The 21,749-nt window shown below is 71.1% G+C and carries 20 protein-coding genes; 1 reads left to right on the top strand and 19 read right to left on the bottom strand.

Features of this window, described 5'->3' with window-relative positions:
* Positions 1-3: 3 nt before the first annotated feature.
* From OH804_RS07950 to OH804_RS07910, 9 genes are all read right to left on the bottom strand, one after another.
* Positions 4-582, bottom strand: coding sequence for a sigma-70 family RNA polymerase sigma factor (locus OH804_RS07950; protein WP_307788747.1), 579 nt, complete (start codon positions 580-582; stop codon positions 4-6).
* Between the two features lie 171 nt (positions 583-753).
* Positions 754-2,580 (bottom strand): ABC transporter ATP-binding protein, encoded by a 1,827-nt coding sequence (locus OH804_RS07945; RefSeq protein ID WP_406063927.1) that lies wholly within the window; start codon positions 2,578-2,580, stop codon positions 754-756.
* Positions 2,577-4,283 carry an ABC transporter transmembrane domain-containing protein gene (locus OH804_RS07940; RefSeq protein WP_406063925.1) on the bottom strand — a complete coding sequence of 569 codons (1,707 nt, stop codon included), beginning with the start codon at positions 4,281-4,283 and terminating at the stop codon, positions 2,577-2,579. The genes OH804_RS07945 and OH804_RS07940 overlap by 4 nt, the downstream gene beginning before the upstream one ends.
* Before the next feature lie 56 nt (positions 4,284-4,339).
* Entirely contained in the window at positions 4,340-4,930 is a 591-nt protein-coding gene (locus OH804_RS07935) for a gluconokinase (RefSeq protein ID WP_406063923.1), read from the bottom strand.
* Positions 4,920-6,149, bottom strand: a complete 1,230-nt coding sequence (gene manD, locus OH804_RS07930) for a D-mannonate dehydratase ManD (RefSeq protein WP_196923737.1) — start codon at positions 6,147-6,149, stop codon at positions 4,920-4,922. The genes OH804_RS07935 and manD overlap by 11 nt, the downstream gene beginning before the upstream one ends.
* Positions 6,150-6,180: 31 nt before the next feature.
* Complete coding sequence (gene dgoD, locus OH804_RS07925) at positions 6,181-7,329, bottom strand: galactonate dehydratase (RefSeq protein WP_406063921.1); 1,149 nt, start codon at positions 7,327-7,329, stop codon at positions 6,181-6,183.
* Between the two features lie 7 nt (positions 7,330-7,336).
* Positions 7,337-8,152 carry a carbohydrate ABC transporter permease gene (locus OH804_RS07920; protein ID WP_406063919.1) on the bottom strand — a complete coding sequence of 272 codons (816 nt, stop codon included), beginning with the start codon at positions 8,150-8,152 and terminating at the stop codon, positions 7,337-7,339.
* Positions 8,149-9,102, bottom strand: a complete 954-nt coding sequence (locus OH804_RS07915; protein ID WP_196923740.1) for a carbohydrate ABC transporter permease — start codon at positions 9,100-9,102, stop codon at positions 8,149-8,151. The genes OH804_RS07920 and OH804_RS07915 overlap by 4 nt, the downstream gene beginning before the upstream one ends.
* Positions 9,103-9,177: 75 nt before the next feature.
* Positions 9,178-10,464 carry an ABC transporter substrate-binding protein gene (locus OH804_RS07910; RefSeq protein ID WP_406063917.1) on the bottom strand — a complete coding sequence of 429 codons (1,287 nt, stop codon included), beginning with the start codon at positions 10,462-10,464 and terminating at the stop codon, positions 9,178-9,180.
* 135 nt (positions 10,465-10,599) lie between these two features.
* Between OH804_RS07910 and OH804_RS07905 the strand changes: the two genes are divergently transcribed.
* The gene (locus OH804_RS07905; RefSeq protein WP_406063915.1) at positions 10,600-11,370 is read left to right on the top strand and encodes a FadR/GntR family transcriptional regulator; all 771 of its coding nucleotides are present in this window, start codon (positions 10,600-10,602) and stop codon (positions 11,368-11,370) included.
* A gap of 56 nt (positions 11,371-11,426) precedes the next feature.
* Here OH804_RS07905 and OH804_RS07900 read toward each other — a convergent pair whose 3' ends face one another.
* From OH804_RS07900 to OH804_RS07855, 10 genes are all read right to left on the bottom strand, one after another.
* Positions 11,427-12,167 (bottom strand): DUF6069 family protein, encoded by a 741-nt coding sequence (locus OH804_RS07900; RefSeq protein WP_406063913.1) that lies wholly within the window; start codon positions 12,165-12,167, stop codon positions 11,427-11,429.
* Positions 12,168-12,171: 4 nt separating this feature from the next.
* Positions 12,172-13,170 carry an RNA polymerase subunit sigma-70 gene (locus tag OH804_RS07895; RefSeq protein ID WP_196923743.1) on the bottom strand — a complete coding sequence of 333 codons (999 nt, stop codon included), beginning with the start codon at positions 13,168-13,170 and terminating at the stop codon, positions 12,172-12,174.
* A 359-nt stretch (positions 13,171-13,529) separates the two neighbouring features.
* A complete protein-coding gene (locus tag OH804_RS07890) occupies positions 13,530-14,438 on the bottom strand; it encodes a hypothetical protein (RefSeq protein ID WP_406063910.1) in 909 nt (302 codons plus the stop codon).
* A gap of 12 nt (positions 14,439-14,450) precedes the next feature.
* Positions 14,451-15,239: an SDR family NAD(P)-dependent oxidoreductase gene (locus OH804_RS07885; RefSeq protein WP_196923746.1), complete on the bottom strand. Its 789-nt coding sequence runs from the start codon at positions 15,237-15,239 to the stop codon at positions 14,451-14,453.
* 81 nt (positions 15,240-15,320) lie between these two features.
* Positions 15,321-16,625, bottom strand: a complete 1,305-nt coding sequence (locus OH804_RS07880) for an L-fuconate dehydratase (RefSeq protein ID WP_406063908.1) — start codon at positions 16,623-16,625, stop codon at positions 15,321-15,323.
* Positions 16,625-17,464, bottom strand: a complete 840-nt coding sequence (locus tag OH804_RS07875; protein WP_406063906.1) for a fumarylacetoacetate hydrolase family protein — start codon at positions 17,462-17,464, stop codon at positions 16,625-16,627. The genes OH804_RS07880 and OH804_RS07875 overlap by 1 nt, the downstream gene beginning before the upstream one ends.
* Positions 17,461-18,303: an amidohydrolase family protein gene (locus OH804_RS07870; RefSeq protein ID WP_406063904.1), complete on the bottom strand. Its 843-nt coding sequence runs from the start codon at positions 18,301-18,303 to the stop codon at positions 17,461-17,463. Before OH804_RS07870 ends, OH804_RS07875 begins: the two co-directional genes overlap by 4 nt.
* Positions 18,300-19,277, bottom strand: a complete 978-nt coding sequence (locus OH804_RS07865; protein WP_406063902.1) for an aldo/keto reductase — start codon at positions 19,275-19,277, stop codon at positions 18,300-18,302. Before OH804_RS07865 ends, OH804_RS07870 begins: the two co-directional genes overlap by 4 nt.
* Positions 19,274-20,806 carry a sugar ABC transporter ATP-binding protein gene (locus OH804_RS07860; protein ID WP_196923751.1) on the bottom strand — a complete coding sequence of 511 codons (1,533 nt, stop codon included), beginning with the start codon at positions 20,804-20,806 and terminating at the stop codon, positions 19,274-19,276. Before OH804_RS07860 ends, OH804_RS07865 begins: the two co-directional genes overlap by 4 nt.
* The gene (locus OH804_RS07855; RefSeq protein WP_196923752.1) at positions 20,803-21,744 is read right to left on the bottom strand and encodes an ABC transporter permease; all 942 of its coding nucleotides are present in this window, start codon (positions 21,742-21,744) and stop codon (positions 20,803-20,805) included. Before OH804_RS07855 ends, OH804_RS07860 begins: the two co-directional genes overlap by 4 nt.
* Positions 21,745-21,749: the final 5 nt, after the last annotated feature.

Here is a 21,749-nt window from a genome sequence, read left to right as displayed (position 1 = left end):
CCGTCAGCCGGTTCGTCGCTTGCGGCTAGGGTCGGTGTCGGCCTGCCAGGCGGCGACGAGATCCTCGCGCGCCCGGGCGACCCGGGAACGGATGGTGCCGACGGGGCACTGGCAGACGTCCGCCGCCTCGGCGTAGGACAGGCCGAGGACCTGGGTGGCGACGAACGCCTCGCGGCGCTCCCGGGTCAGGCCGGCGATCATCTGGTGCAGGGTCACGCCCTCGTCGGCGCCGGCGGTGATCGCACCCGCGGCCTCGGCCGCCGCCTGCCAGTCCGGCACCGACGCCATCCTCGGGCGGGCCACCGCCGTCCGGACGTGGTCCACGGCAACGCGGCGGGCGATCGTGAACACCCAGGTACGGGCGGACGAGCGGCCGGCGAAGCCGGGCAGGTTGCGAATTGCCCGCAGGAACGTCTCCTGGGTCAGGTCGTCGGCCTCCCCCGGCCCGGCCAGGTGCGACAGGAACCGCCAGACCTGGTCCTGTAGTGCCCGGACGAACGCCGTGGCGGCCTGCCGGTCACCCTGGCCCGCCTCCCGCGCCCACCGGGTCACCTGGTCGTCGTCAGCGACGCCGTTCCGCACAGACCACCGTCCTGTGTGCCACGGGCGCTCCTTCATGCCGAGATGCCGTCGTCGGAACGCCGCCGGTCGGCCGCGCACTCTGGTGGTCGCCGGCCGGTCCGGAAAAGTTCCCGGGGTTCCCCCGTTCGACTGATCTCGCGGATGTCCGAGGTGACGGGAACCGGGGTCCGTTCAGCTCGGGACGGGCTGGTCCGCGCTCTCGCGTTCCCTCGGGACCACCAGGTCGGGCATGCTCCACGAGCGCCACAGTTGGCTGTACCCGCCTCCGGCCCTGAGCAGCTCGGCGTGCGTGCCGTGCTCGGCGATGCGCCCCCGGTCGAGGACGACGATGCGGTCCGCGGTGGCCGCCTGGCTGAGTCGGTGGGCGACGATCAGCGTGGTGCGGCCCTCGGTGGCCGCCACTGCGGCGCGGTCGAGGCCGCGCGCGCCCGCACTGCCCGCCTCGGCGGTGGCCTCGTCGAGGACCGCGACGGCCGGATCGGCGAGGATGAGGCGGGCCAGCGCGAGCTGCTGCGCCTGGGCCGAGGTGAGCTGCCGCCCACCCTCCCCCACGGCGGTGGCGAGACCGTCCGGCAGGGTCCGCACCCACTCGGTGGCACCGACGAGGTCGAGGGCGGTGGCGATCTCGGCGTCGGTGGCGTCCGGGTCGGCCAGGCGCAGGTCGTCGGCGAGCGGTCCGGCGAAGACGTGCACCTCCTGGCTGATCAGGGCGATCTCGCGACGGAGGCGGTGCTCGTCGAGTTGTTCCAGCGGTACGCCGCGCAGGGTCACCGCACCATGGGTGGGCGCGATGATGCCGGCGATGATGCCGGCGAGGGTGCTCTTGCCCGCGCCACTCGCGCCGACCAGGGCGACGCGCTCCCCCGGTGCGAGACGCAGGGCGATGTCCCGCAGGACCACCGGCCCGTCGTCGTAGCGATGCTGGGCGACTGTCACCTCCAGTGCCGCCGGTACGCCACGATCGTGGCGGGTGGGCTCGGTGCCGGCGGGGGCCGCGGTGTCCGGCAGGGTGGTGACGCCGACGAGTCGGGCCAGGCTGGCCCCGGCCTGCAACACCGAGTCCGACTCGAACAGCAGCAGGCCGATCGGGTTGAAGAGGCGGTGGAAGTAGAGCGCGGCAGTGGTGGCGGCGCCGACGGTGGCCAGGTCGCCGCGTACCAGCAGGAAGCCGGCGAGCAGTACGGCGGCGAGCCCCACGAACTCGGAGCGGTTGATGCGCAGCCCGAAGCGGGTGTAGAGACCGAAGATCTCCAGCGACAGGTCGCGGGCGACGCCGGAGCGCTCCGCGATCCGGGCGACGTGGGCGTCCTCCATCCGGTAGGCGCGCACTGTCGCCGCGCCCCGCAGCGCCTCGGCCGTCGCCTGCGCGCGCTCGCCCGTCGCCACCCGCTCCCGGGCGTAGTACGGCACCGAACGCTTGAGGTACCAGCGCAGCGCCACCGCGTACGCCGGGGCCGCGACCAACCCGGCGATGCCGAGCCGCCAGTCGAGGGCGAAGAGCCCCGCCGCGGTGAGCACGACGGACAGCAGCGCACCGAGGAAGGCGGGGCCGCTGGTGGCGATCACATTCGTCACGACCGCCACGTCGTCGCCGGCACGGGCCACCAGGTCCCCGGTCCCGGCCCGTTCCAGGGTGGCCGAGGGAAGGTGCAGGGCCCGGTCGAGGACCCGCTCCCGAAGTCGGGCCAGCACGGTCTCGCCGAGACGCGCCGCGACCGCCGCTCCGACAGCGGTGAGGAGCCCCGCGAGTACGGCGGCGCCCGCGATCACTGCGGCCCAGGCGATCACCCGAGGCGTGTCGGTCCCGGCGATGACGTCGTCGACGAGACGGCCGAGGACCCAGGGGGCGACCAGCCCGGTCGCGGCGGCGGCGACCAGCAACGTGCCGGCGATGGCGCTGAGCCCCGGCAGGAGGGCCAGCTCGGTACGGAGGGCGGCCCAGGTCTGCCGGCCGGTGGCCGTCGGCAGCAGGTGCCGGGTGATCGGCTCGGACGTCATCGCAGGGTCTCCTCCCGGTAGCGGGCGTCGCTGGCAAGCAGCCGCTCGTGCGGCCCCTCGGCGACGATCCGTCCCCGATCGATCACCGTGACCCGGTCGGTGATCCGCAGCAGCGCCGGGCTGGTGGTGATCAGCACCGTGCCGCGGGTGCCCGCCCCGCGAGCCTCGGCGAGCCTGGTGGCGAGCAACCCCTCGGTCACCGCGTCGACAGCAGTGGTGGGGTTGTGCAGCACCAGCACCGGCGGGTCGGCGACGAGCGCCCTCGCCAGCCCGATCCGTTGCCGCTGCCCGCCGGAGAGGTTCGCCCCGCGTTCGGTGAGCAGACGGTCCAACCCGTGCGGGTGGGCGGCGAGCACGTCCTCCGCCGCAGCGGCCCGCACTGCGGCCCGCAGCACCTCGTCGTCGACGGGGGCGCCGGCGCTGAGGTTGGCGCGCAGTGTCCCCTCGAACAGCGCCACGTCGTGCTGCTCGACCAGGACCACGGCGCGCGCGGCGTCGATGTGCAGCTCGTCGGCGGGCACGTCGTCGACGCGGACCGTCCCCCGGTGGTCGGCGCGGGGCACCCGGCCGGCCAGCAGCGTGACCAGCGCCTCGGCCTCGCTCGGGTCGTAGGCGAGCACGCCCAGGATCTCACCGGCGTGGACGCGCAGGCTGATGTCGTCGAGGCCCGCGTACGAGACCCCGTCGAGGGCGAGCCGGGACGGGCTCGGGGCGGGCGGCCCGGCGTCACCTTGCTGGACGACCGGCGCGGCGCCGAGGACCCGGGCGACCCGCCCCGCGGAGGCTCGGGCCATGGCGAACAACTGGACGCAGTACCCGAGCGTCTGCACCGGCTCGGCGATGAACTGGGCCAGCCCGACCACGGCGACGAGTTCGCCGATGGTGAGCCGGCCCTGCAGCGCGAGCCAGCCGGCGGCTCCGGCGACAGCTGCGAGGAAGAGACCGTTGACGGTGGTGGTGAGCCCGAGGTGCAGGCCCTTGGTGGTGGCGGCGCGCAGGGTGACGTCGAGCGCGTGGCGGCTGGCTCCCGCGTACCGGCGGGCTGCGTGGTCCTGTGCGCCGATGCCGCGCAGCACGCGCAGGCCGGTGACGAGGTCGACGGCGAGGGCGGTCGTGGCGGCGAGCGCCTCCTGCTGCGACGTGCTGCGCCGGGTGAGCAGCGGCGCCATCCGCTGGAGGGCGACGACCAGCACTGGTACGCCGACGAGCACACCGAGGCCGAGCGGGACGTCGACGACGAGCAGCGCGACGGCGGCGACGACGATGGCGGTGAGCGCCGCGGCGGTGAGTCCCGCGACCCGCACGACGAGCGCGGACAGCTCGGCGTCTGAGGCCGTCACGGACAGCAGTTCGCCGTCGCGCATCCCCGACCGGCGTCCGCGCGGGTCGAGGGCGCTGCGGACGATCTCGACCCGGGTGGCGTGCGCCTCGTGTTCGACGGCGGCGAACGCCAGTCGCGCGCCGGCCCGGTAGGCGAAGGCGAGCACTGTGAACAGGGCGGCCAGGCCGGCCAGCGAGAGCAGCAGGGCGCGGACGTCCCCGGTGGCCACCGCACGGTCGATGACCACGCCGATGGCCACCGGGACGAGAGCTTCGGTGGCCTGGTGGGTGCAGAGCAACGCGATGCCGGCGGCCACCCGGGTGCGCTGTCGACGCAGTGCGCGACGGAGCACCACACCGCCGGTGGTCTCGGCGACTGTCATGCTCGGATCGATGAGGGCACGGCGACGGACTCCACTTACGATTAGGGCAGGCTAACCTAACATGCCCCCGAAGCGGAGTGGGATGCGCGGTCCTGGTCCTCCCCCGCCGGGGCCGAACGGGGCAGGCGGAGGCCGTTGACGGCCGCCGCGACCAGGGCGTCCGGGGCCAACGAGACATCGAGGACGAGCACCGACTCGTCCGGCTCGGCCGGTTCCAGCGTGGCCAGCTGCGACTCCAGCAGACTGGCCGGCATGTAGTGCCCCTCGCGCCGGGCCAACCGGGCTCGGATGACCTCCGCCGGCCCGTCCAGGTGCACGAAGTCCACCCGGAGCGGTCCCTGGCGGAGCACGTCCCGGTACGACCGCTTCAAGGCCGAGCAGGCCAGCACCGTCGAGCGGCCCTCCGCGGCGCGATCGGCGATCCACCCGGCGACGTCCCGCAGCCAGGGCCGCCGGCTGGTGTCGTCCAGCGGTACGCCGGAGCGCATCCGTGCCACGTTCTGCGGGGAGTGGAACTCGTCCGCCTCGGCGAACGTCAGCCCGGTCGCCGCGCCGATCCCGCGCGCCACAGTGGTCTTGCCGGCCCCGGAGACGCCCATCACCACGACGTGCCGGGTAGGCCGCGCGCCGCGCCGCTCACCAGTCATGAACCGTGCCGTCCTGGAGCCGGTTGAACGGCAGGTACGCCGGCTCGTACGGGAACCGGGCCGCCGCCTCCTCGTCGAGCTCCACCCCGAGCCCCGGTTGGTCGCCGGGGTGCAGGTAGCCGTCGGTGAAGGTGAACGACTGCCGGAACACCTCGTTGGCCAGCGGGGTGTGCTTCATGTACTCCTGGATTCCGAAGTTGTGGATGGCCAGGTCCAGGTGCAGCGCCGCGGCCATGCCCACCGGGGAGATGTCGGTGGGTCCGTGGATGCCCGACTTGATCTGGTACTGGGCGGCGAAGTCGAGCAGCTTACGCATGGCGGTGATGCCGCCGGTGTGGGTGACAGCGGACCGGACGTAGTCGATCAACTGCTCCCGGATCAGGGTCTGGTAGTCCCAGACGGTGTTGAAGACCTCACCGATGGCCAGTGGGGTGGTGGTGTGCTGGCGGACCAGCCGCAGCGCCTCCTGGTTCTCCGCCGGGGTGCAGTCCTCCAGCCAGAACAGGTCGTACGGTTCGAGGGCCTTGCCGAGCTTGGCGGCCTGGATCGGGGTCATCCGGTGGTGACCGTCGTGCAGCAGCGGCAGTTCCGGGCCGAACTCGTTGCGCACCGCCTCGAAGACCGACGGGAGGTGGCGCAGGTACGCGCGGGTGTCCCAGTCCTCCTCGGCGGGCAACGGGGTGCGCTGCGCGGGCTCGTAGTCGTAGCGCTGGCCGGTGGCGCTGGGCTGCGCGGCCACCCCGTAGACCGCGTTGATCCCCGGCACCGAGGTCTGCACCCGGATCGACCGGAAGCCCTCGTCGAGGTGGCGGCGGATCGAGTCGAACAGTTCGGGGAGGTCCCGCCCCGACGCGTGCCCGTACGCCATGATGCCGGTGCGGGACGCGCCGCCCAGCAGTTGGTACAGCGGCATGCCGGCGGCCTTGGCCTTGATGTCCCAGAGCGCGACGTCCACCGCGGCGATGGCCGCCATGGTGACCGGGCCGCGCCGCCAGTACGCCGACCGGTACAGGAACTGCCAGGTGTCCTCGATCCGGTGCGGGTCCCGACCCATCAGCAGTGGGGCGACGTGGTCGCGCAGGTACGAGGCGACGGAGAGCTCACGGCCGTTGAGCGTGGCGTCGCCCAGGCCGGTGATGCCCTCGTCGGTGGTGATCTTCAGGGTGACGAAGTTCCGGTCGGGGCTGGACACGATGACGTCTGCTGCGACGATCTTCACGGGGTGCCTTTCGTTCTTGCCGGTCGGGGTCTCACCACTCCGCGTAGGAGCCGTCGGGGTGCCGCCAGGTCGGGCTGCGCCAGGCGTGCCCGCGCTTGTCCGCGGTCCGCACCGCGTGTTCGTCGATCTCGATGCCGAGACCGGGCGCGGTCAACCGCTGCACGTACCCGTCGACGAAGGTCAGCGGGGTCTGGTCGAGGCAGTAGTCGAGCACCTCGGCACCCTGGTTGTAGTGGATGCCGATGCTCTGCTCCTGGATCAGGAAGTTGGGTGTGGCGAAGCCGACCTGGAGGCAGGCGGCGAGGGCGATCGGCCCGAGCGGGCAGTGCGGGGCGAGCTGCACGTCGTACACCTCGGCCAGCGTGGCGATCTTGCGTACCTCGGTGATCCCGCCGGCGTGCGCGAGGTCCGGCTGGGCCACTGCGATGCCGGCCTGCAACACGGGCAGGAACTCCTGCCGGCTGTAGAGCCGCTCCCCGGTCGAGATGGGGGTGGTGGTGCAGCGGACGACCTCACCGATGAGGTGCGAGTTCTCCGGCACCACCGGTTCTTCCAGGAAGAACGGCCGGTACGGCTCCAGCAGCGGGGCGACCCGCCGGACGTTGGCGAGGGTGAACCGGCCGTGGAAGTCGACAGCGACGTCGCGGTGGTCGCCGAGGACCTCGCGGGCGACGGCCACCCGCTGCACCACCGCGTCGAGGTCGGCGACCGAGGCGAGTGCGCCCATCCGCCCGGACGCGTTCATCTTGACCGCGGTCAGGCCCGCCTCGATCCGGGCGCTGACCTGGTCGCGGATCTCGGCGGGCTCGTCACCGCCGATCCAGCCGTAGACCCGGATCCGGTCCCGGACCGGCCCGCCGAGGAGTTGGTGCACGGGGGCGCCGTAGTGCTTTCCGGCGATGTCCCAGAGCGCCTGGTCCAGACCGGAGACCGCGCTGGCCAGGATCGGGCCGCCCCGGTAGAAGGACCCCTTGGTCATCACCTGCCAGTGGTCCTCGATGCGCAGCGCGTCCCGACCGATGAGCACCTCGCTGAGCTGGTGGACGGCCGTGCGCACCGTCTCGGACCGGCCCTCGCAGGTCGCCTCGCCCCAACCCACGATGCCGGACTCCGTCTCGATTCGGACGAACAGCCAGCGCGGCGCGACCAGGAAGGTCTCCACAGTTGCGATAGTCGTCATGACCCGGTCAGCCCTTCGTGGCACCGGCGGTGAGGCCGGAGACGACGTACTTCTGCACGAACAGGGCGATCAGCATGATCGGCAGAGTGACCACCGTCGCGGCGGCCATCAGGCCGCCCCAGTCGATGCTGGCGTAGCCGACGAAGTCGAAGATCGCGACGGGGAGCGTCTTCGTGTCGGAGCCGGAGAGCACCAGGGCGAACATGAAGTTGTTCCAGGAGAAGATGAACGAGAGGATGCCGGCGGTCGCGACGCCGGGCACCGACAGCGGCAGGGTGATCCGCCGGAACGCGCCGATGTGGGTCAGCCCGTCGACCAGCGCGGCCTCTTCCAACTCGGTCGGCAGGCCGTCGAAGTAGCCCATCATGATGTAGACGATCAGCGGCAGCGACACGAACATGTGGCTCAGGATCAGCACTGTGAAGCCACCGACCATCTTCAGGTTCGAGAAGACGTAGTACCAGGGCACCAACAGTGAGACGCCAGGGATCACCCGGGCCATGAGCACGACGAGCGCGGACTTCTTCATGCTGAATCGGCTCATCGAGTACGCCGCCGGCACCCCGAGCAGGAGCGACAGCGTGGTGGCAGCGAACGCCACCCAGAGGCTGTTGCCGATGAACTCCAGATAGTTCGCCTGCCGGAGGACGGTCTCGTAGTTCTTCAGGCTGGGCGAGAAGGCGAACGCCTTGGCCGTGTCGTAGATGTCCACGTTGGTCTTGAACGACGCGGCGATCATCCAGAGCAGGGGCGCCATCAGCGCGAACACCACGACGACGAGAGCCGAGTTGCGGAACACCCGGTACGGCTTGCTCGGCTTCATCGGCCCAGCCCCTTCTTGCGATAGGTGAGGGCCCACATCACCCCGATGATGATCAGGAAGAAGATGATGAGGACTGTCGACGAGACGCCGTAGTCGTTGTAGTCGAAGCTGAGGCCGTACGCGTACACGTTGAGGGTCTCGACCTCGTGGAAGGACCCGCCGCCCCGCCCCTTGGTGGCGTAGAGGATGTCGAACGTCTTCAGCGCGTCGATGCCACGCAGCAGGACGGCGACGATCACCGTGGGCATCAGCAGCGGGAGGGTGACGTGCCGGAACCGCTGCCAGCTACTGGCACCGTCGATCCGGGCCGCCTCCTGGGGCTCGTCGGAGAGCGAGGTGAGCCCGGCGAGCAGGATCAGCACGACCATCGGCGTCCACTGCCAGATGTCGATGAACATCGTCGTCGGCAGGGCCGAGTGCTGCCCGGCCAGCCAGGGTTGGGGGCCGATCCCGATCCAGCCGAGCAGTTGGTTCGCCATCCCGATGTTGGGGTCGAAGATCAGGCGCCACATCATGCCGACCGCCACCGGCGTGGCCACCAGCGGCAGGAGGATCGCGACCCGGACCCACTTCTCACCGCGGAAGGGCCGCCACAGCAGCAGGGCGATCGCCATGCCGAGAATGACCTCGAAGAACAACACGACGCCGGTGAAGAGGACCGTCCGCCAGACCGCCGGCCAGAACCGGTCGGTGTCGGTGAGCACATCGAGGTAGTTCTGGAAGCCGATGAACTCGGATTCGGCACGCACCGAACCCTCGGCGTCGGTCAGGCTCAGGTAGCCGGTCCACGCCACCGGAAAGATGATCAGCACGGCGACAAACGCCATGGCGGGTGCCGCGAAGAGCCACTTGCGGTGGTCGTTGGCCCAACGCGACCAGGCCGACGTCGTATCCACTGACGCCGCGGGGGCCTCGGGCGAATCGGTACGGGGGGTGAGAACGGCTGACATTGAGATCTCCGGGTTGGAGGGGTCAGGTCCCGGCGAGGCGGCGGAGCCGGTCGGCCCCGCCGCCCGGCGCGTGGGTTACTTCGCCTCGTCGTCGAGGAACTTCTGGAACGCCGCGTTCGCCGTGTCCGCCGAGCTGGCCGCGTCCTTGCCGGTGATCGCGTCCACGATCGGCTGGCCGACGATCTCCCGTGCCTGGGCCACCTTGACCACCAGCGGACGGTCGTGCCCGACCCCGTTGGCGGTGCTGACCGTGTTGGCCTCGGCGAGGTCCTTCGGGTAGGAGGCGGTACCCGCCGGGTTCGCCCAGACCGAGGTGCGGGCACCGGGTACGCCGGCCGTCTGCTGCGCCAGCGCCTGCTCCTTGCCGGCGGCCCACTGGATGAACTTCCAGGCGTTGTCCTTGTTCTCCGAGCTGTCGTTCACACCGAGCGCCCAGGACGGGATGTTGTACGGCTTCGATCCGGCCGGGCCGGCCGGGAAGGCGGCGAAGCCGACGGAGTCGACGACCTTGGACTTGGTCGGGTCTGTGGCGTTCTTGTAGAGCGAGTTGGCCTCGGTGTAGAAGGCGGCCTTGCCCTGCGTGAAGATCGCCATCGCCTCCGACCAGCTCATGTCGGTGCTGATGTTCTCCGGGCCGTGGTCCCTGAGCAGCCCGCCGTAGTAGGCGTACGCCTGCTTGGCCTGCTCGGTGTTGACAGTGGCCTTTCCGCTGGCGTCCACGAAGTCGCCGCCGAAACTGAAGAGGAAGCTGGAGAACTGCGTGACGGCGGCGGCCTTGCCGGTACGAGCGACGAAGCCGGCGACGCCCGGGTTGTCGGCCTCGATCTTCGCGGCCTGCGCCTTGAGCTCGTCGAGGGTCTTGGGCGGCGCGGTGAAGCCGGACTTCGTCAGCAGGTCCTTGCGGTAGTACAGAACCTCCTGCTCGGTGATGATCGGCAGCCCGACAATGTTGTCCTCATAGGTCGTCGCCTGCATCGGCCCGGCCTGGAAGTCGCCGATCTCGAAGGCGCTGTCGGACTTGACCCTCTCGCTCAGGTCGGCGAGGTACTTGTTCTTGCCGAACAGCTTCCCCTCCTGCAGGGGCCGGTACATCATCACGTCGAGGTCGTCGGACCCGGCGTTCAGCTTGACGTTGTACTGGTCGGAGAGCTGGTCCTCACCGAGCTGGGTGACTTCGACAGTGAGGCCGGACTGCTTCTCGAACTCCGGCAGGACCTTCTTGATGTTCTCTGTCCACACGTGGTTGACCAGTGTCACGCGGACGGTCTTCGAGTCCTCGCCGCCGCCATCGCCGCCGCAGGCGGCCAGGCTCATGGCGACGACCACAGCCAGAGAAGTGCCGATTATCGGTCGACGTCGCACGCTTGTCTCTCCTTCTGTCGTGGCCGCCGCCCCCGAGAGAGCCGCTACCTCGGCGTTACATCCGCTTAACATCGGGATGCTAGGCCGAAAAAGCTGACTACTTCAAGAGGTAGATGCAAATGATATGATCTTTGAGTGGAACCGTCCTCAACAGAGGTTGCAGCCGTTCCGGCCTCCCCCGCCGAATCCGGGCTGCACGCGCGCGTCCTCGAACACCTCGGCACCGCCATCTGCGGCGGTGAGCTGCCACCCGGATCGGTCCTCAACATCGACGAGCTGGTCGACCGGTACGCCGTGTCCCGCTCGGTCGTCCGCGAGGTGCTACGGGTGCTGGCCTCGATCGGATTCATCGAGGCGCGCCGACGGGTAGGTGTGCTGATCCGACCGGCGAGCGCGTGGAACGTGTTCGACCCGCAGGTGATCCGCTGGCGCCTCGCCTCGGCCGGCCGGATGGCCCAGCTCCGCTCGATCACCGAGCTGCGCACCGCCGTCGAGCCGCACGCGGCCTACCTGGCCGCCAGCCGGATCGGCCGTGACGAGGCGAGCGACCTCGTCGGGCTGGCGGCGAAGATGTGGGCCGCCGGCGAGGCCGGCGACGAGGAGCGGTTCCTGCACCTCGACATCGAGTTTCACCGGCGCGTCCTGCTCGCCTCCGGCAACGAGATGTTCGTCCGTCTCCAGGAACTGGTCGCGGAGGTGCTCACCGGCCGGCACAAGCACCACCTCATGCCGCACCACCCGCATGAGCAGGCCCTCCAGATGCACGCCGACGTCGCCCAGGCGATCCAGCGGCGCGACGGTGAGCGGGCCCGGCAGGCGATGGTGCAGCTGATGGAGCAGGCCTTCGACGAGATGAAGTCGCTGTGGGAGCAGACCGCTCTACCCGACCGAAGCAAAGCCGAGTAGGTCCCGTAGTCCCCAGGAGGGCCGGCCCGTCGGGCCGGCCCTCCTGTCGTCATCCGTCAGTCGGTCCTGGTACGCAGGCTCCGTGCCAGGACGGGGATCATCACCGCTGCGGCGACGAGGTGCAGCCCGAGGAGAGCGGCGATGGTGGCCGCGTTCGCCCCGGAGACGAGGGCCGGGACCAGTGAGAGCGCGGTCAGCGCCACCGCGGTCCAGACGAACCGGTCGGCGGGCCGAGCACTCCACCGGAGAAGAGCCACGGCGATGACCACGCCCACGACCGAGAAGAAGCCGGTCACCACGGCGACCCCGGACAACGGAATTGTCTCGCCACCATCGGGGATCTCGAAGTCGACGCCAGCGACCCGGGCCAGCGCCGCGGCGACGGTGGTGGACATGCTCGCCGCGAGCGTGGCGATCACGCCGGTGCCGGCGAGTCCGCGGAATCGGTGGGTGGAGCCCCGTCGGCCCGATGCCGGGCCGGCGACGATCTCGGTGTCCTTCGTGCTGTTCATGGCGTCTCCCTCATCGTGAGGCTGGCGTACCGGATGTGTTGACTGGTGTGTGACGGCCCCGGGCGTGAAGACACGCACTCTCGCCGTGCGACGGCCGGGGTTGCGCAGCGCGCGGACGCCGGTGCCGCGCAGCCAGAACCCGGCATCGCGTCCGAGGACCGGCCCGGGCTCCCCGTCGCGCAGCTCCAGCTGCACCCGCCCACGGGTGACCACTCCAAACGCGTCGTACCACTCCGCCGGAACCACCGCGGCACGCGCGCCACCGCGCAGCGTGAGCGTCCACATTGGACTACTCCGTGCCGTCCGCCGGCAGGCGCTCCGGCAGCCCGAGCCGCGGGAACTGGTCGTCGTGGAAGATGAAGACCTCGGTGATTTTGCCGCCGGTGATGCGCAGGACGTCGATCGTCAACGGCAGGTACGCGCCCTCCTGCTTGCGCCAGTGGTAGAAGGCGACGGCGGGCTGGCGGTTCACCGAGGTGGGGACCGCGCGCAGGCCCGTCATGCCATCGAAGCCATCCTCGACCCAGCTGTTCACCACAGCGTCGCGGCCGACGTACAGGCCCGGCGTGGGCGGCATCGAGTAGCGGACGTCGTCCCGCAGCATGCCGGCGAGCACGTCGACGTTCGTGGCCACGCTGGCGTCGGTGAAGCGGCGCACCAGCTCGCGCGTGCCGGCGTCCTCCTCGCCGCCGGTCCAGTCCTGCCGCTCGGCGGGCAGGTGCTCCCGCATGCCGGCGCGAGCCCGCTGCAGGGCGCTGTTGACCGAGTTGACCGAGTCCCCGAGCAGCTCCGCGACGTCCTTCGCCGGCCAGCCGAGCACGTCCCGCAGGATCAGCACGGCCCGCGGACGCGGCGCGAGGTGCTGGACCGCGACCAGGTACGCCAGCTCGATCGTCTCCCGCGCGACGGCGACGGTCTCCGGCTCGTCCGCGTCGCCCGCGGGCAGCTCGTCGAGCAGCCGATCCGGGTAGGGCTGCAACCACAGCACCTCGCCACCGCTCGCCGGCTCCGGGCGGCGCTTGGCGAGCAGGTCCAGGCAGGCGTTGGTGGCGATCCGGTACAGCCAGGCCCGGAACGTCGACCGCCCCTCGAACGTCTCCCGCCGCCGCCAGGCCCGCAGGAACGTCTCCTGCACGGTGTCCTCGGCGTCCTCGAACGACCCGAGCATCCGGTAGCAGTGCACGTGCAGTTCCCGCCGGTGCCGTTGCGCCAGCCCCGAGAACTCCGGCTCGTCGACCTCGCCCAGACCGCTCACGCCCAGCTCCTCCAGCCGCGTGTCCGCACTCATCACGTCATCCTTCCGCCTCGTCATGTCCTGTCGTAGGTATGACGGGCGCGGACGCGACAACTCATCACTCGGATCTGATCGAGGTGGTGAGCGGTGCTGGGATCATGCTCAGATGAGCGAGGAGCCTTCTACCAAGCGACGCTTTCGGAGCGAGGGATCCGGCGGCCGTACTGATCCGACAGCCACCGACGGCAGCTGGCCTCACCAACCCGCACAGTCGTCGTCGTGGGGCGGACGCCCCGCGACCAGCGTGATGACTCACAGGCATCATGATGCCTATGAGTCATCACGCTCGCGGGCGCATCCGCCGCTCGGCGGAGCGGTGACGCGCGAGCGTGGTCCCACGCGCGAGCGTGGTCCTACTGGGCGGTGCCGCCCGATCGGCCCGCGCCGGCGGCGGAGGGCCGGTGCGCGATGCGGGGCGCCCGCACGGCAGAGGCGTTGCCGGCGCCGGGGCGGTAGTCCCGTGCCGCGCTGGCCACCATCTCGTCGGCGTCGCGGGCGAGCGCCTGCCGGATGTGCGGCGGAACGAACTCGGACGTCGCCATAGCCAGTCGGACCTGCACCGCGCGGTCGTCGACCAGCAGGGCCAGGTCCGCCTCGTTCAGCTCGACGGCCCGCACCAGCGCGGCACGAACGTCGACCACCGGGTCCGCGGCGAGCGCGCTGCGCTGCTCGGCGGTGGTCCGCGGGTTGCGGGCAACCCCCTTGCGTACGCGCGCGGTGCGATCGGCCAGCAGGGCGGTGATCACGTCGGGGTCGTGGGTGTGCGTGGCGAGTCGTTCCCGTACCTCGGGTGACACGTCGTCGATGAGCCTGGCGGCCAACTCCGGCTCCAGCTCACGACTCTCCGCGAGGAGACCGCGAAGCTCCTTGTCCGAGGTCTGCGACATGACCTGGCGGATCGACTCGTCACAGGCCGGGTTGCCGGCGACCGCCCAGCGGACCCACCGGTCGGCATCCTTGACCAGGCGCATGAGGTTGGCGATCGAGGTGGAGGGGTTTCGCGCCACGGCCTCCCGGACCTGACGATCATGGTCGCGGGTGAGCGGTCGCAGGGCCTGGGCGGGTGCGTCGGCCCGTGCGGCGACCGCCTTGCGGACCAGGGCCGACGGATCGGACGCCAGGTCGATAAGGGTCATTTGTGGCGTTGTGGGGTCCTGAGCGAGCGCGAGCCGAGCGTCAGCGCTGCCACCGATCGGACGGTGGGCGGTGGTGCCGGACCCGCTGTGACTGTCGGCCTCGCCGACGTCCTGCTGTTTCCCCATGGCGCAATCATGTCACGCGCCCGGTTCGGCAGTATCGACCGCGGGCGGGACCCGGGCGGGTAGGCGCAGGCCGGACATGCCGCCGTCCACCGGCAGCGACGAACCGGTCACCGACCCGGTCGCGGGCGAGGCGAGGTAGACGACGGCGGCGGCCACCTCGTCGGCGGTCACCAGGCGGCCGGTCGGCTGCCGGGCGGCCAACTGCCGCTTCTCGGCGGTCGGGTCGGCCGCGCCGGCGAGCAGGCGGGCCACCCAGGGCGTGTCGACGGTGCCGGGGGCGACACAGTTGACCCGGACACCCTCGGTCACCAGGTCGGCGGCCATGGCGAGGGTGAGGGCGTGCACGGCGCCCTTCGAGGCCGAGTACAGGGCGCGTTTGGGCAGGCCGACGGTCGCCGCGATCGAGGAGATGTTGACGATCGCGGCGGACGACGACCGGCGCAGGTACGGCAGGGCGACGGCGCTGGTTCGGGCCACGCCGGAGACGTTGACGTCGAGTACCCGGCTCCACTGCTCGTCGTCGTCCTCCTCCACGGTGCCCACGGCCGAGATGCCGGCGTTGTTCACCAGGATGTCGATGCCGCCAAACGCCTCCGCGACCGAGGCGACGGCCGCGCTGAGGGAGGACCGTTCGGCCACGTCCGCCCGGACGCCGAGTACGCCGGGATCCTCCGGCAACCCGGCCAGTTCCAGGTCCAGGACACCCACCCGGGCACCGGCGGCGGCGAACGCCCGCACGCAGGCAAGCCCGATCCCCGACCCGCCTCCGGTCACCACCGCCACGAGGCCGTCACACCGCATGCTGCTTTCCCCTTCCGAGTGGTCCGCTGAGGTGACGCACCGCCGTCGACGAGGCCGTGCGGTAGTGCGTGTCGAGGTTCGTCAGACCCATGCCGGCCCGTCCGGGTACGCGTAGTTGGCGAGGCTCTCCGGACGCATCGCGGCGGAGAACCCCGGGGCGCTGGGCACCATGTAGTGCCCGTCCTTGATCACCACCGGGTCGACGAAGTGCTCGTGCAGGTGGTCGACGTACTCGACGACCCGGTGTCGCATCGAACCGGACACCGCCACGAAGTCGAACATCGACAGGTGTTGCACCAGCTCGCACAGGCCGACTCCCCCGGCGTGCGGGCATACCGGCACCCCGTACTTCACGGCCAGCAGCAGGATGGCGACGTTCTCGTTCACGCCCGCCACCCGGCACGCGTCGATCTGCACGACGTCGACGGCGTCGGCCTGGAGCAGCTGTTTGAACACGACCCGGTTCGCGACGTGCTCGCCGGTGGCGACCCGGATCGGCCCGCCGTCGGGTGCGCTGGTGGCCAGGGCGGAACGGATCGCCGCGTGGGCGAGCACGTCGTCGGGGCTGGTCGGCTCCTCGATCCACCACGGGTCGTACGGCGCCAGCTCCCGCATCCGCTCGACCGCCTCGGCGACGTCCCAGCGCTGGTTGGCGTCGAGCGCGATCCGGATCTGCGGGCCGACCGCCTCGCGGGCGATCTTCAGGCGGCGCACGTCGTCGGCGGCGTCCGCGCCCACCTTCAGCTTGATCTGCGTGAACCCGTCGGCCACGGCCTGCCGGGCCAGCCGGACCACCTTGTCGTCGGAGTAGCCGAGCCAGCCGGGTGACGTGGTGTACGCGGGGTAGCCCTGCTCGGTCAGCCGGGCGATCCGGTCGGCCCGGCCCGGCTCGGCGGCGCGCAGGATCTCCAGCGCCTCGTCGGGAGTGAGGGCGTCGGTGAGGTATCGCCAGTCGACCAGGTCGACGATCTGCTCGGGGCTGAGGTCAGCCAGGTAGCGCCAGACCGGCTTGCCCGCTCTCTTGGCGACCAGGTCCCACATCGCGTTGATGACCGCTGCGGCAGCCAGGTGCATCACGCCCTTCTCCGGGCCGAGCCAGCGCAGCTGCGAGTCCTGGGTGAGCGAGCGGGCGAACGCACCGAGGTCCACGGTGTCCGGGTCGAGGCCGACCACGTACGGCACCAGCGCGTCGATGGCCGCCCGGCAGACGTCGTTGCCCCGCCCGATGGTGAAGGTGAATCCGTGCCCGTCCGGGCCGTCGTCGGTGCTCAACACCAGGTACGCGGCCGAGTAGTCGGGGTCGGGGTTCATCGCGTCGGAGCCGTCGAGGTCCCGCGAGGTCGGGAACCGGACGTCGTACGTGTCGACCGAGGTGATCACCGCCATCAGGCGTCCCGGAGCGTGTTGCGCTGCCGGCCGAGGCCGTCGATCTCGACCTCCATCACGTCGCCGACGGCCAGGTACGGGAACCGGCCGGAGAGCGCCACCCCCTGCGGGGTGCCGGTGTTGATGACGTCACCCGGGTCCAGGACCGTGTACTGGGACAGGTGCCAGATCAGGTACGCCACGTCGAAGATCATGTCTTTGGTGCTGGAATCCTGGCGGGGCTCGCCGTTGACCCAGGAGCGCAGCCGCAGTGCCTGCGGGTCGCCGATCTCGTCGGCGGTGACCAGCCACGGGCCGAGCGGTTGGAACGTCTCGCAGGACTTGCCCTTCGACCACTGGCCGCCGGAGACCGCGAGTTGGAAGTCCCGCTCGGAGACGTCGTTGGACAGCACGTACCCGGCGATGTGCCCGAGGGCGTCGGCCGGTGAGGCGAGGTAGCGGGCCGTCCGGCCGATCACCACCGCCAACTCCACCTCCCAGTCGGTCTTCGTCGATCCGCGCGGGATCAGGACCTCGTCGTACGGGCCGACGACGGTGTTGGGCGCCTTGTAGAAGATGATCGGATCGGTCGGTGGCGCCGCGCCCGACTCGGCGGCGTGCGCCGCGTAGTTCTGCCCCACGCAGAGCACCACGCCGGGCCGGGCGATCGGTGCGCCGACCCGCTGACCGGTGACGTCGATCTCGGGCAGGTCGGTGGCCTCGCGGACCCGCCGGACGCCGTCGCCGGCGAGGAACTCGCCGTCGATGTCGGCGGTGAGCGGCGAGAGGTCGAAGTGCCGCCCATCGACGTACAGAACGGGACGTTCCCGCCCCACGGGCCCGACACGCATGAGTCTCACGAACCAACCTCCAGTGCATAGGTACGAATTGCCGTGCCGGCCAGGACGTCTGCCCGCTCGGTGGCCGACAGCTCCCCCAGGCTGGCGTCGATCGCCGTCCACGCCTCGGCGTACGAGGCGACGAGGTCGCAGACGGGCCAGTCCGAGCCGGCCATCAGCCGGTGCGGGCCGAACAGCTCCAGCACGATGTCGACGTACGGCCGGATGTCGGCCACCCGCCACCCGGGGCCGGCCTCGGTGAGCAGCCCGGAGAGCTTCGCGACGACGTTGTCGCAGCCGGCCAGGTCGCGTACCGCCGTGCGCCACTCGGCGAGGCCGGCGGCGGCGATCCTCGGCTTGCCCAGGTGGTCGAGGACGAAGGTGGTGCCCGGCGTGGCCCGCGCGGCCTCGGCGCAGCCGGTCAGCTGTCCGACGTGGACGACCAGGTCGAAGGTGAGGCCGGCGGCCCCGATCGCCGCGAGGGCGGCACGGACGTCGGAGCGGGCCAGGTGCCCGGGGTCGGCGACGCCCTGCACCTGGTCGCGGAGCCCGACCAGCTTCGTCGCGCCGGGCAGCTCGCGGTAGCCGGCGAGGGTGGCGGCGATCGCCGGGTCGGTGAGCGACGTCCAGCCGACCACGCCGGCGATCCGGGGCGTGATCGCGGCGTTTGCCAGGAACTCGGCGGTCTCCTCGGCGTCGCAGCGGCCCGCCTCGACCAGCACGGTGGCTGTCACCCCGGCCTCGTTCAGCTGGGGTACGAGGTCGGCGATGGTGTAGTCGCGCCGGATCGCCTCCAGACCCGGTGCGGCCAGCCACTGGTAGTCGGCGGTCCACAGGTGGTGGTGCGCGTCGATGATCACGGCGTCGGCACCTCGCTCGGCAGCAGACCCTCGGCCTTGAGATCGGCCCAGAGGGCGCCGGGCACGTCCCACTCGAACATCGCCACGTTGTCGGCGATCTGCTCCGGGTCCCGGGCGCCGACCACCACGCTGGCGACGGCCGGGTGCCCGAGCGGAAACTGGATCGCCGCGGCCCGCAGTGGCACGCCGTGCCGCTCGCACACCGACCGGATCGCGGTGGCCCGGTCCAGCAGCCCCTGCGCGGCCGGGGCGTAGTCGTAGTGGGCGCCCGGTGTCGGGTCGGCAAGCAGGCCCGAGTTGTAGATGCCGGCGGCGATGATCGCGATCCCCTTCGCATGAGCCAGCGGCAGCAGCTCGTGGAGGCCGGACTGGTCGAGCAGCGTGTACCGGCCGGCGAGCATGAAGCAGTCGAAGTCGCCCGCGTGGGCCAGCTCGACCAGCGCCGGGGCCTGGTTCATCCCGGCGCTGACCGCGCCGATCTCGCCGGCCTCCCGCAACTGGGCCAACGCCGGGTACGCCCCGGCGACCGCCTCGGCGAGGTGGTCGTCGGGGTCGTGGATGTGCGCGATGTCGATCCGGTCCAGCCCCAACCGGGCCAGGCTCTCCGTGTGGGAACGACGTACTCCGGAGGCGGAGAAGTCGAACTGCGGCGTGAGGTCGGCCGGCTCGGCCCAGAACTCCTGCCGGTCACCACCGTCGGGGACGAGCAGCCGGCCCACCTTGGTGGAGAGGGTGAACGCGTCGCGCGGCTTGCCGGCGAGGACCGCCCCGGCGCGCCGCTCGGAGAGGCCGCAGCCGTAGAGCGGGGCAGTGTCGAAATATCGGAGCCCGAGATCCCAGGCCGCCTCGACGGTGGCGTGGGCCACCTCGTCACCAACGGCGTCGAACATTCCACCGATCGGGGCGAGCCCCAGCCCGAGCCGGGTCACCGCCACGTCGGTACGCCCCAGGGTCACTGGTTCGGTGGCCTTCACGCAACGACCCCCTGCCCGTCATGGATGAACCGGATCACCGACTGACTCATCCGGTCGTAGTCGTGGTCGTTGTCCAGTTCACCAACAATGGCGAACTCCCGCATCACCGCGATCCGGTCGGCGAGGGTGACCATCTCCGGCAGGTCCGACGAGATCAGCAGGATAGCCATTCCGCGCGCGGCCAGGCCGGCGATCAACTCGTGGAAGGCGGCCTTGGTGCGCACGTCGATGCCGACGGTGGGCTCGTCGATGATGAGCACGTCGCAGTCGGCCGCCAGCCACTTGGCCAGGCTGACCTTCTGCTGGTTGCCGCCGGAGAGCTGACCGGCGTGCTGGTCGGGCGAGGCGAGTCGGATGCCCAGCCGATCGGCGTACTCGTCGACCAGCAGCCGCTCGGAGCGGTCGCGGACCAGTCCCAGCCGGGCCAACTTGCGCCACACCGTCACCGCCGTGTTGCGGGCCACGGTCTGGTCGAGGAAGAGGCCCTCCTCCTTGCGGTTCTCGGTGACGTAGCCGATCCGGTACCGGTGCAGGGCATCGCCCACGTCCCGGATCTGAGCCGGACGGCCGTGTACCCGCACCTCCCCCGCGGTGATCCGGTCGAGACCGAGCAGCGCCTTGGCCAGCTCGCTGCGGCCCGCACCGACCAACCCGTACAGGCCGACGATCTCACCGGGGCGGACGGCGAGGCTGACGTCGTGGTGGCCGGCGGTGGTGGCGACGGCATCGAGGGCCAGCGCCGGTTCGACGTCCGCCGCGACGGTCCGGGCGGCGAGGTGCACCTGCTGGTACGCCCGGCCGACCATCAGGTCGACGATCTCCTCGCGGGTGTGGTCGGCGAGGGGTTCCGCCTCGGCGACGCTGCGCCCGTCGCGCAGCACTGTCACCGTGTCGGCGACCGCGAAGACCTCCTCCAGCTTGTGGCTGACCAGCACGGTGGCATGACCCCGCTCGGACAGCCGACGCACGATGCCGTAGAGCCGGTCGGCCTCGTCGTTGGTCAGCGACGCGGTCGGTTCGTCGAGCAGCAGCACTGTCGAGTCCGCCGACAACGCCTTGGCGATCTCCACCAGTTGCAGCTGGGCCACCGACAGCCGCGACACCGGCAGGTCGGGGTCCAGGTCAAGGTCGAGCAGGTCGAGGCAACGACGGGCCTCGGTACGCAGCGCCGCCCGGTCGAGCAGGCCGGCGCGGCGGGGCAGGTGTTGCAGGCAGATGTTCTCGGCGACGCTGAACGCCGGGATCAGGTTCCGCTCCTGGTGCACGACACCGATGCCGGCCCGCTGGGCGTCCTGCGGGTTGCCCAGCTGCACCGCGCGCAGCTCGCCGTCGGGCCCGGGCAGCCGCAACTGCCCACCGTCCGGTCGGTACACCCCGGTCAGGATCTTGATCAGGGTGCTCTTGCCGGCGCCGTTCTCGCCGAGCAGCGCGTGCACGCTGCCGGCGGTCAGGGTCAGCGTCGCCTCGTCCAGGGCGCGTACCCCTGGGAACGTCTTGACCAGTTTCTCGGCGGACAGCACGACGCTCATCGTGGACCTCCGGAGAGCTTGTCGCGGAACTGACCGAGCAGCACCGCGCCGAGGACGACCGCGCCGATGATGAGGTCCACCCACCGTCGGTTGATGTCGAACTGCGACTGGCTGACGTCGACCAGCCGAACGAGGAAGGCGGCGAGCACCGTGCCGGTCACGCTGATCATGCCGCCGGCCAGGGCCACCCCGCCGATGATCGGCGCGGCGAAGCTGGGCAGCAGCAGGTCGTCGCCGATCGAGGCGTTCACCGAGCCGAAGGCGGCCACCACGATCACCGCGGCGAAGCCGGCCAGCAGCCCCGACAGGGTGTGGGCCAGCACCAGCGCCCGGTCGTTGGAGATGCCCGACAGCCGGGCGGCGAACGGGTTGCCGCCGGAGGCGAGCAGGTGCCGTCCGGGCACTGTGCGTCGGAAGAAGAGGGCGACCGCGACGGCGACCGCGACCGCCAGCAGGAAGACCACTGGTACTCCGGCCACTGACGCCTGCCCGAACTCGCGCAGGCCGGGCGAGTAGCCCTGATAGGTGCCGGTGCCGTTCACCCCGTACCGCAGCCCTTCGAGGATCGTCATGGTGGCGAGGGTGACGATGAACCCGTTGATCCGGGTGAAGATCACCAACAGGCCGTTGACCAGTCCGACGACGGCGCCGAGGGCCAGCGCGGCGAGCACCGCGACCGGGGCGGGCAGCCCGGCGTCGACCATCAGCCAGCCCGAGGCCACCGCACAGAAGCCGGTGAGCACGCCCACCGAGAGGTTCATCTGACCGACGGCGAGCACCACCATCTGGGCCAGGCCGATGACGATCGGCAGGGCGAGGAAACGCAGGAAGGCGTCCAGGGTGCCGGCGGTGAGCAGGTTGAAGTCGGTGGCGACAGCGAGTGCCGCGAACCCGAGCGCCGCGATCACCGCGAGGGTGAACTCGTTGGTCCGGATCACGCTCC

The sequence above is a fragment of the Micromonospora sp. NBC_00860 genome (assembly GCF_045207375.1).
In the GTDB taxonomy this organism is placed as follows: Bacteria; Actinomycetota; Actinomycetes; order Mycobacteriales; family Micromonosporaceae; genus Micromonospora; species Micromonospora vinacea.
The sequence above is the reverse complement of the archived record's forward strand: the minus strand, read 5'-3'. Positions and strand labels throughout refer to the sequence as shown.

What these genes read in the sequence shown, in the direction of transcription:
- OH804_RS07945 (WP_406063927.1), bottom strand. Translation starts at nt 2,580, where the DNA reads ATGACGTCCGAGCCGATCACCCGGCACCTGCTGCCGACGGCCACCGGC.
- OH804_RS07940 (WP_406063925.1), bottom strand. Translation starts at nt 4,283, where the DNA reads ATGACAGTCGCCGAGACCACCGGCGGTGTGGTGCTCCGTCGCGCACTG.
- OH804_RS07935 (WP_406063923.1), bottom strand. Translation starts at nt 4,930, where the DNA reads ATGACTGGTGAGCGGCGCGGCGCGCGGCCTACCCGGCACGTCGTGGTG.
- dgoD (WP_406063921.1), bottom strand. Translation starts at nt 7,329, where the DNA reads ATGACGACTATCGCAACTGTGGAGACCTTCCTGGTCGCGCCGCGCTGG.
- OH804_RS07920 (WP_406063919.1), bottom strand. Translation starts at nt 8,152, where the DNA reads ATGAAGCCGAGCAAGCCGTACCGGGTGTTCCGCAACTCGGCTCTCGTC.
- OH804_RS07915 (WP_196923740.1), bottom strand. Translation starts at nt 9,102, where the DNA reads ATGTCAGCCGTTCTCACCCCCCGTACCGATTCGCCCGAGGCCCCCGCG.
- OH804_RS07900 (WP_406063913.1), bottom strand. Translation starts at nt 12,167, where the DNA reads ATGTGGACGCTCACGCTGCGCGGTGGCGCGCGTGCCGCGGTGGTTCCG.
- OH804_RS07895 (WP_196923743.1), bottom strand. Translation starts at nt 13,170, where the DNA reads ATGAGTGCGGACACGCGGCTGGAGGAGCTGGGCGTGAGCGGTCTGGGC.
- OH804_RS07890 (WP_406063910.1), bottom strand. Translation starts at nt 14,438, where the DNA reads ATGGGGAAACAGCAGGACGTCGGCGAGGCCGACAGTCACAGCGGGTCC.
- OH804_RS07885 (WP_196923746.1), bottom strand. Translation starts at nt 15,239, where the DNA reads ATGCGGTGTGACGGCCTCGTGGCGGTGGTGACCGGAGGCGGGTCGGGG.
- OH804_RS07880 (WP_406063908.1), bottom strand. Translation starts at nt 16,625, where the DNA reads ATGGCGGTGATCACCTCGGTCGACACGTACGACGTCCGGTTCCCGACC.
- OH804_RS07860 (WP_196923751.1), bottom strand. Translation starts at nt 20,806, where the DNA reads ATGAGCGTCGTGCTGTCCGCCGAGAAACTGGTCAAGACGTTCCCAGGG.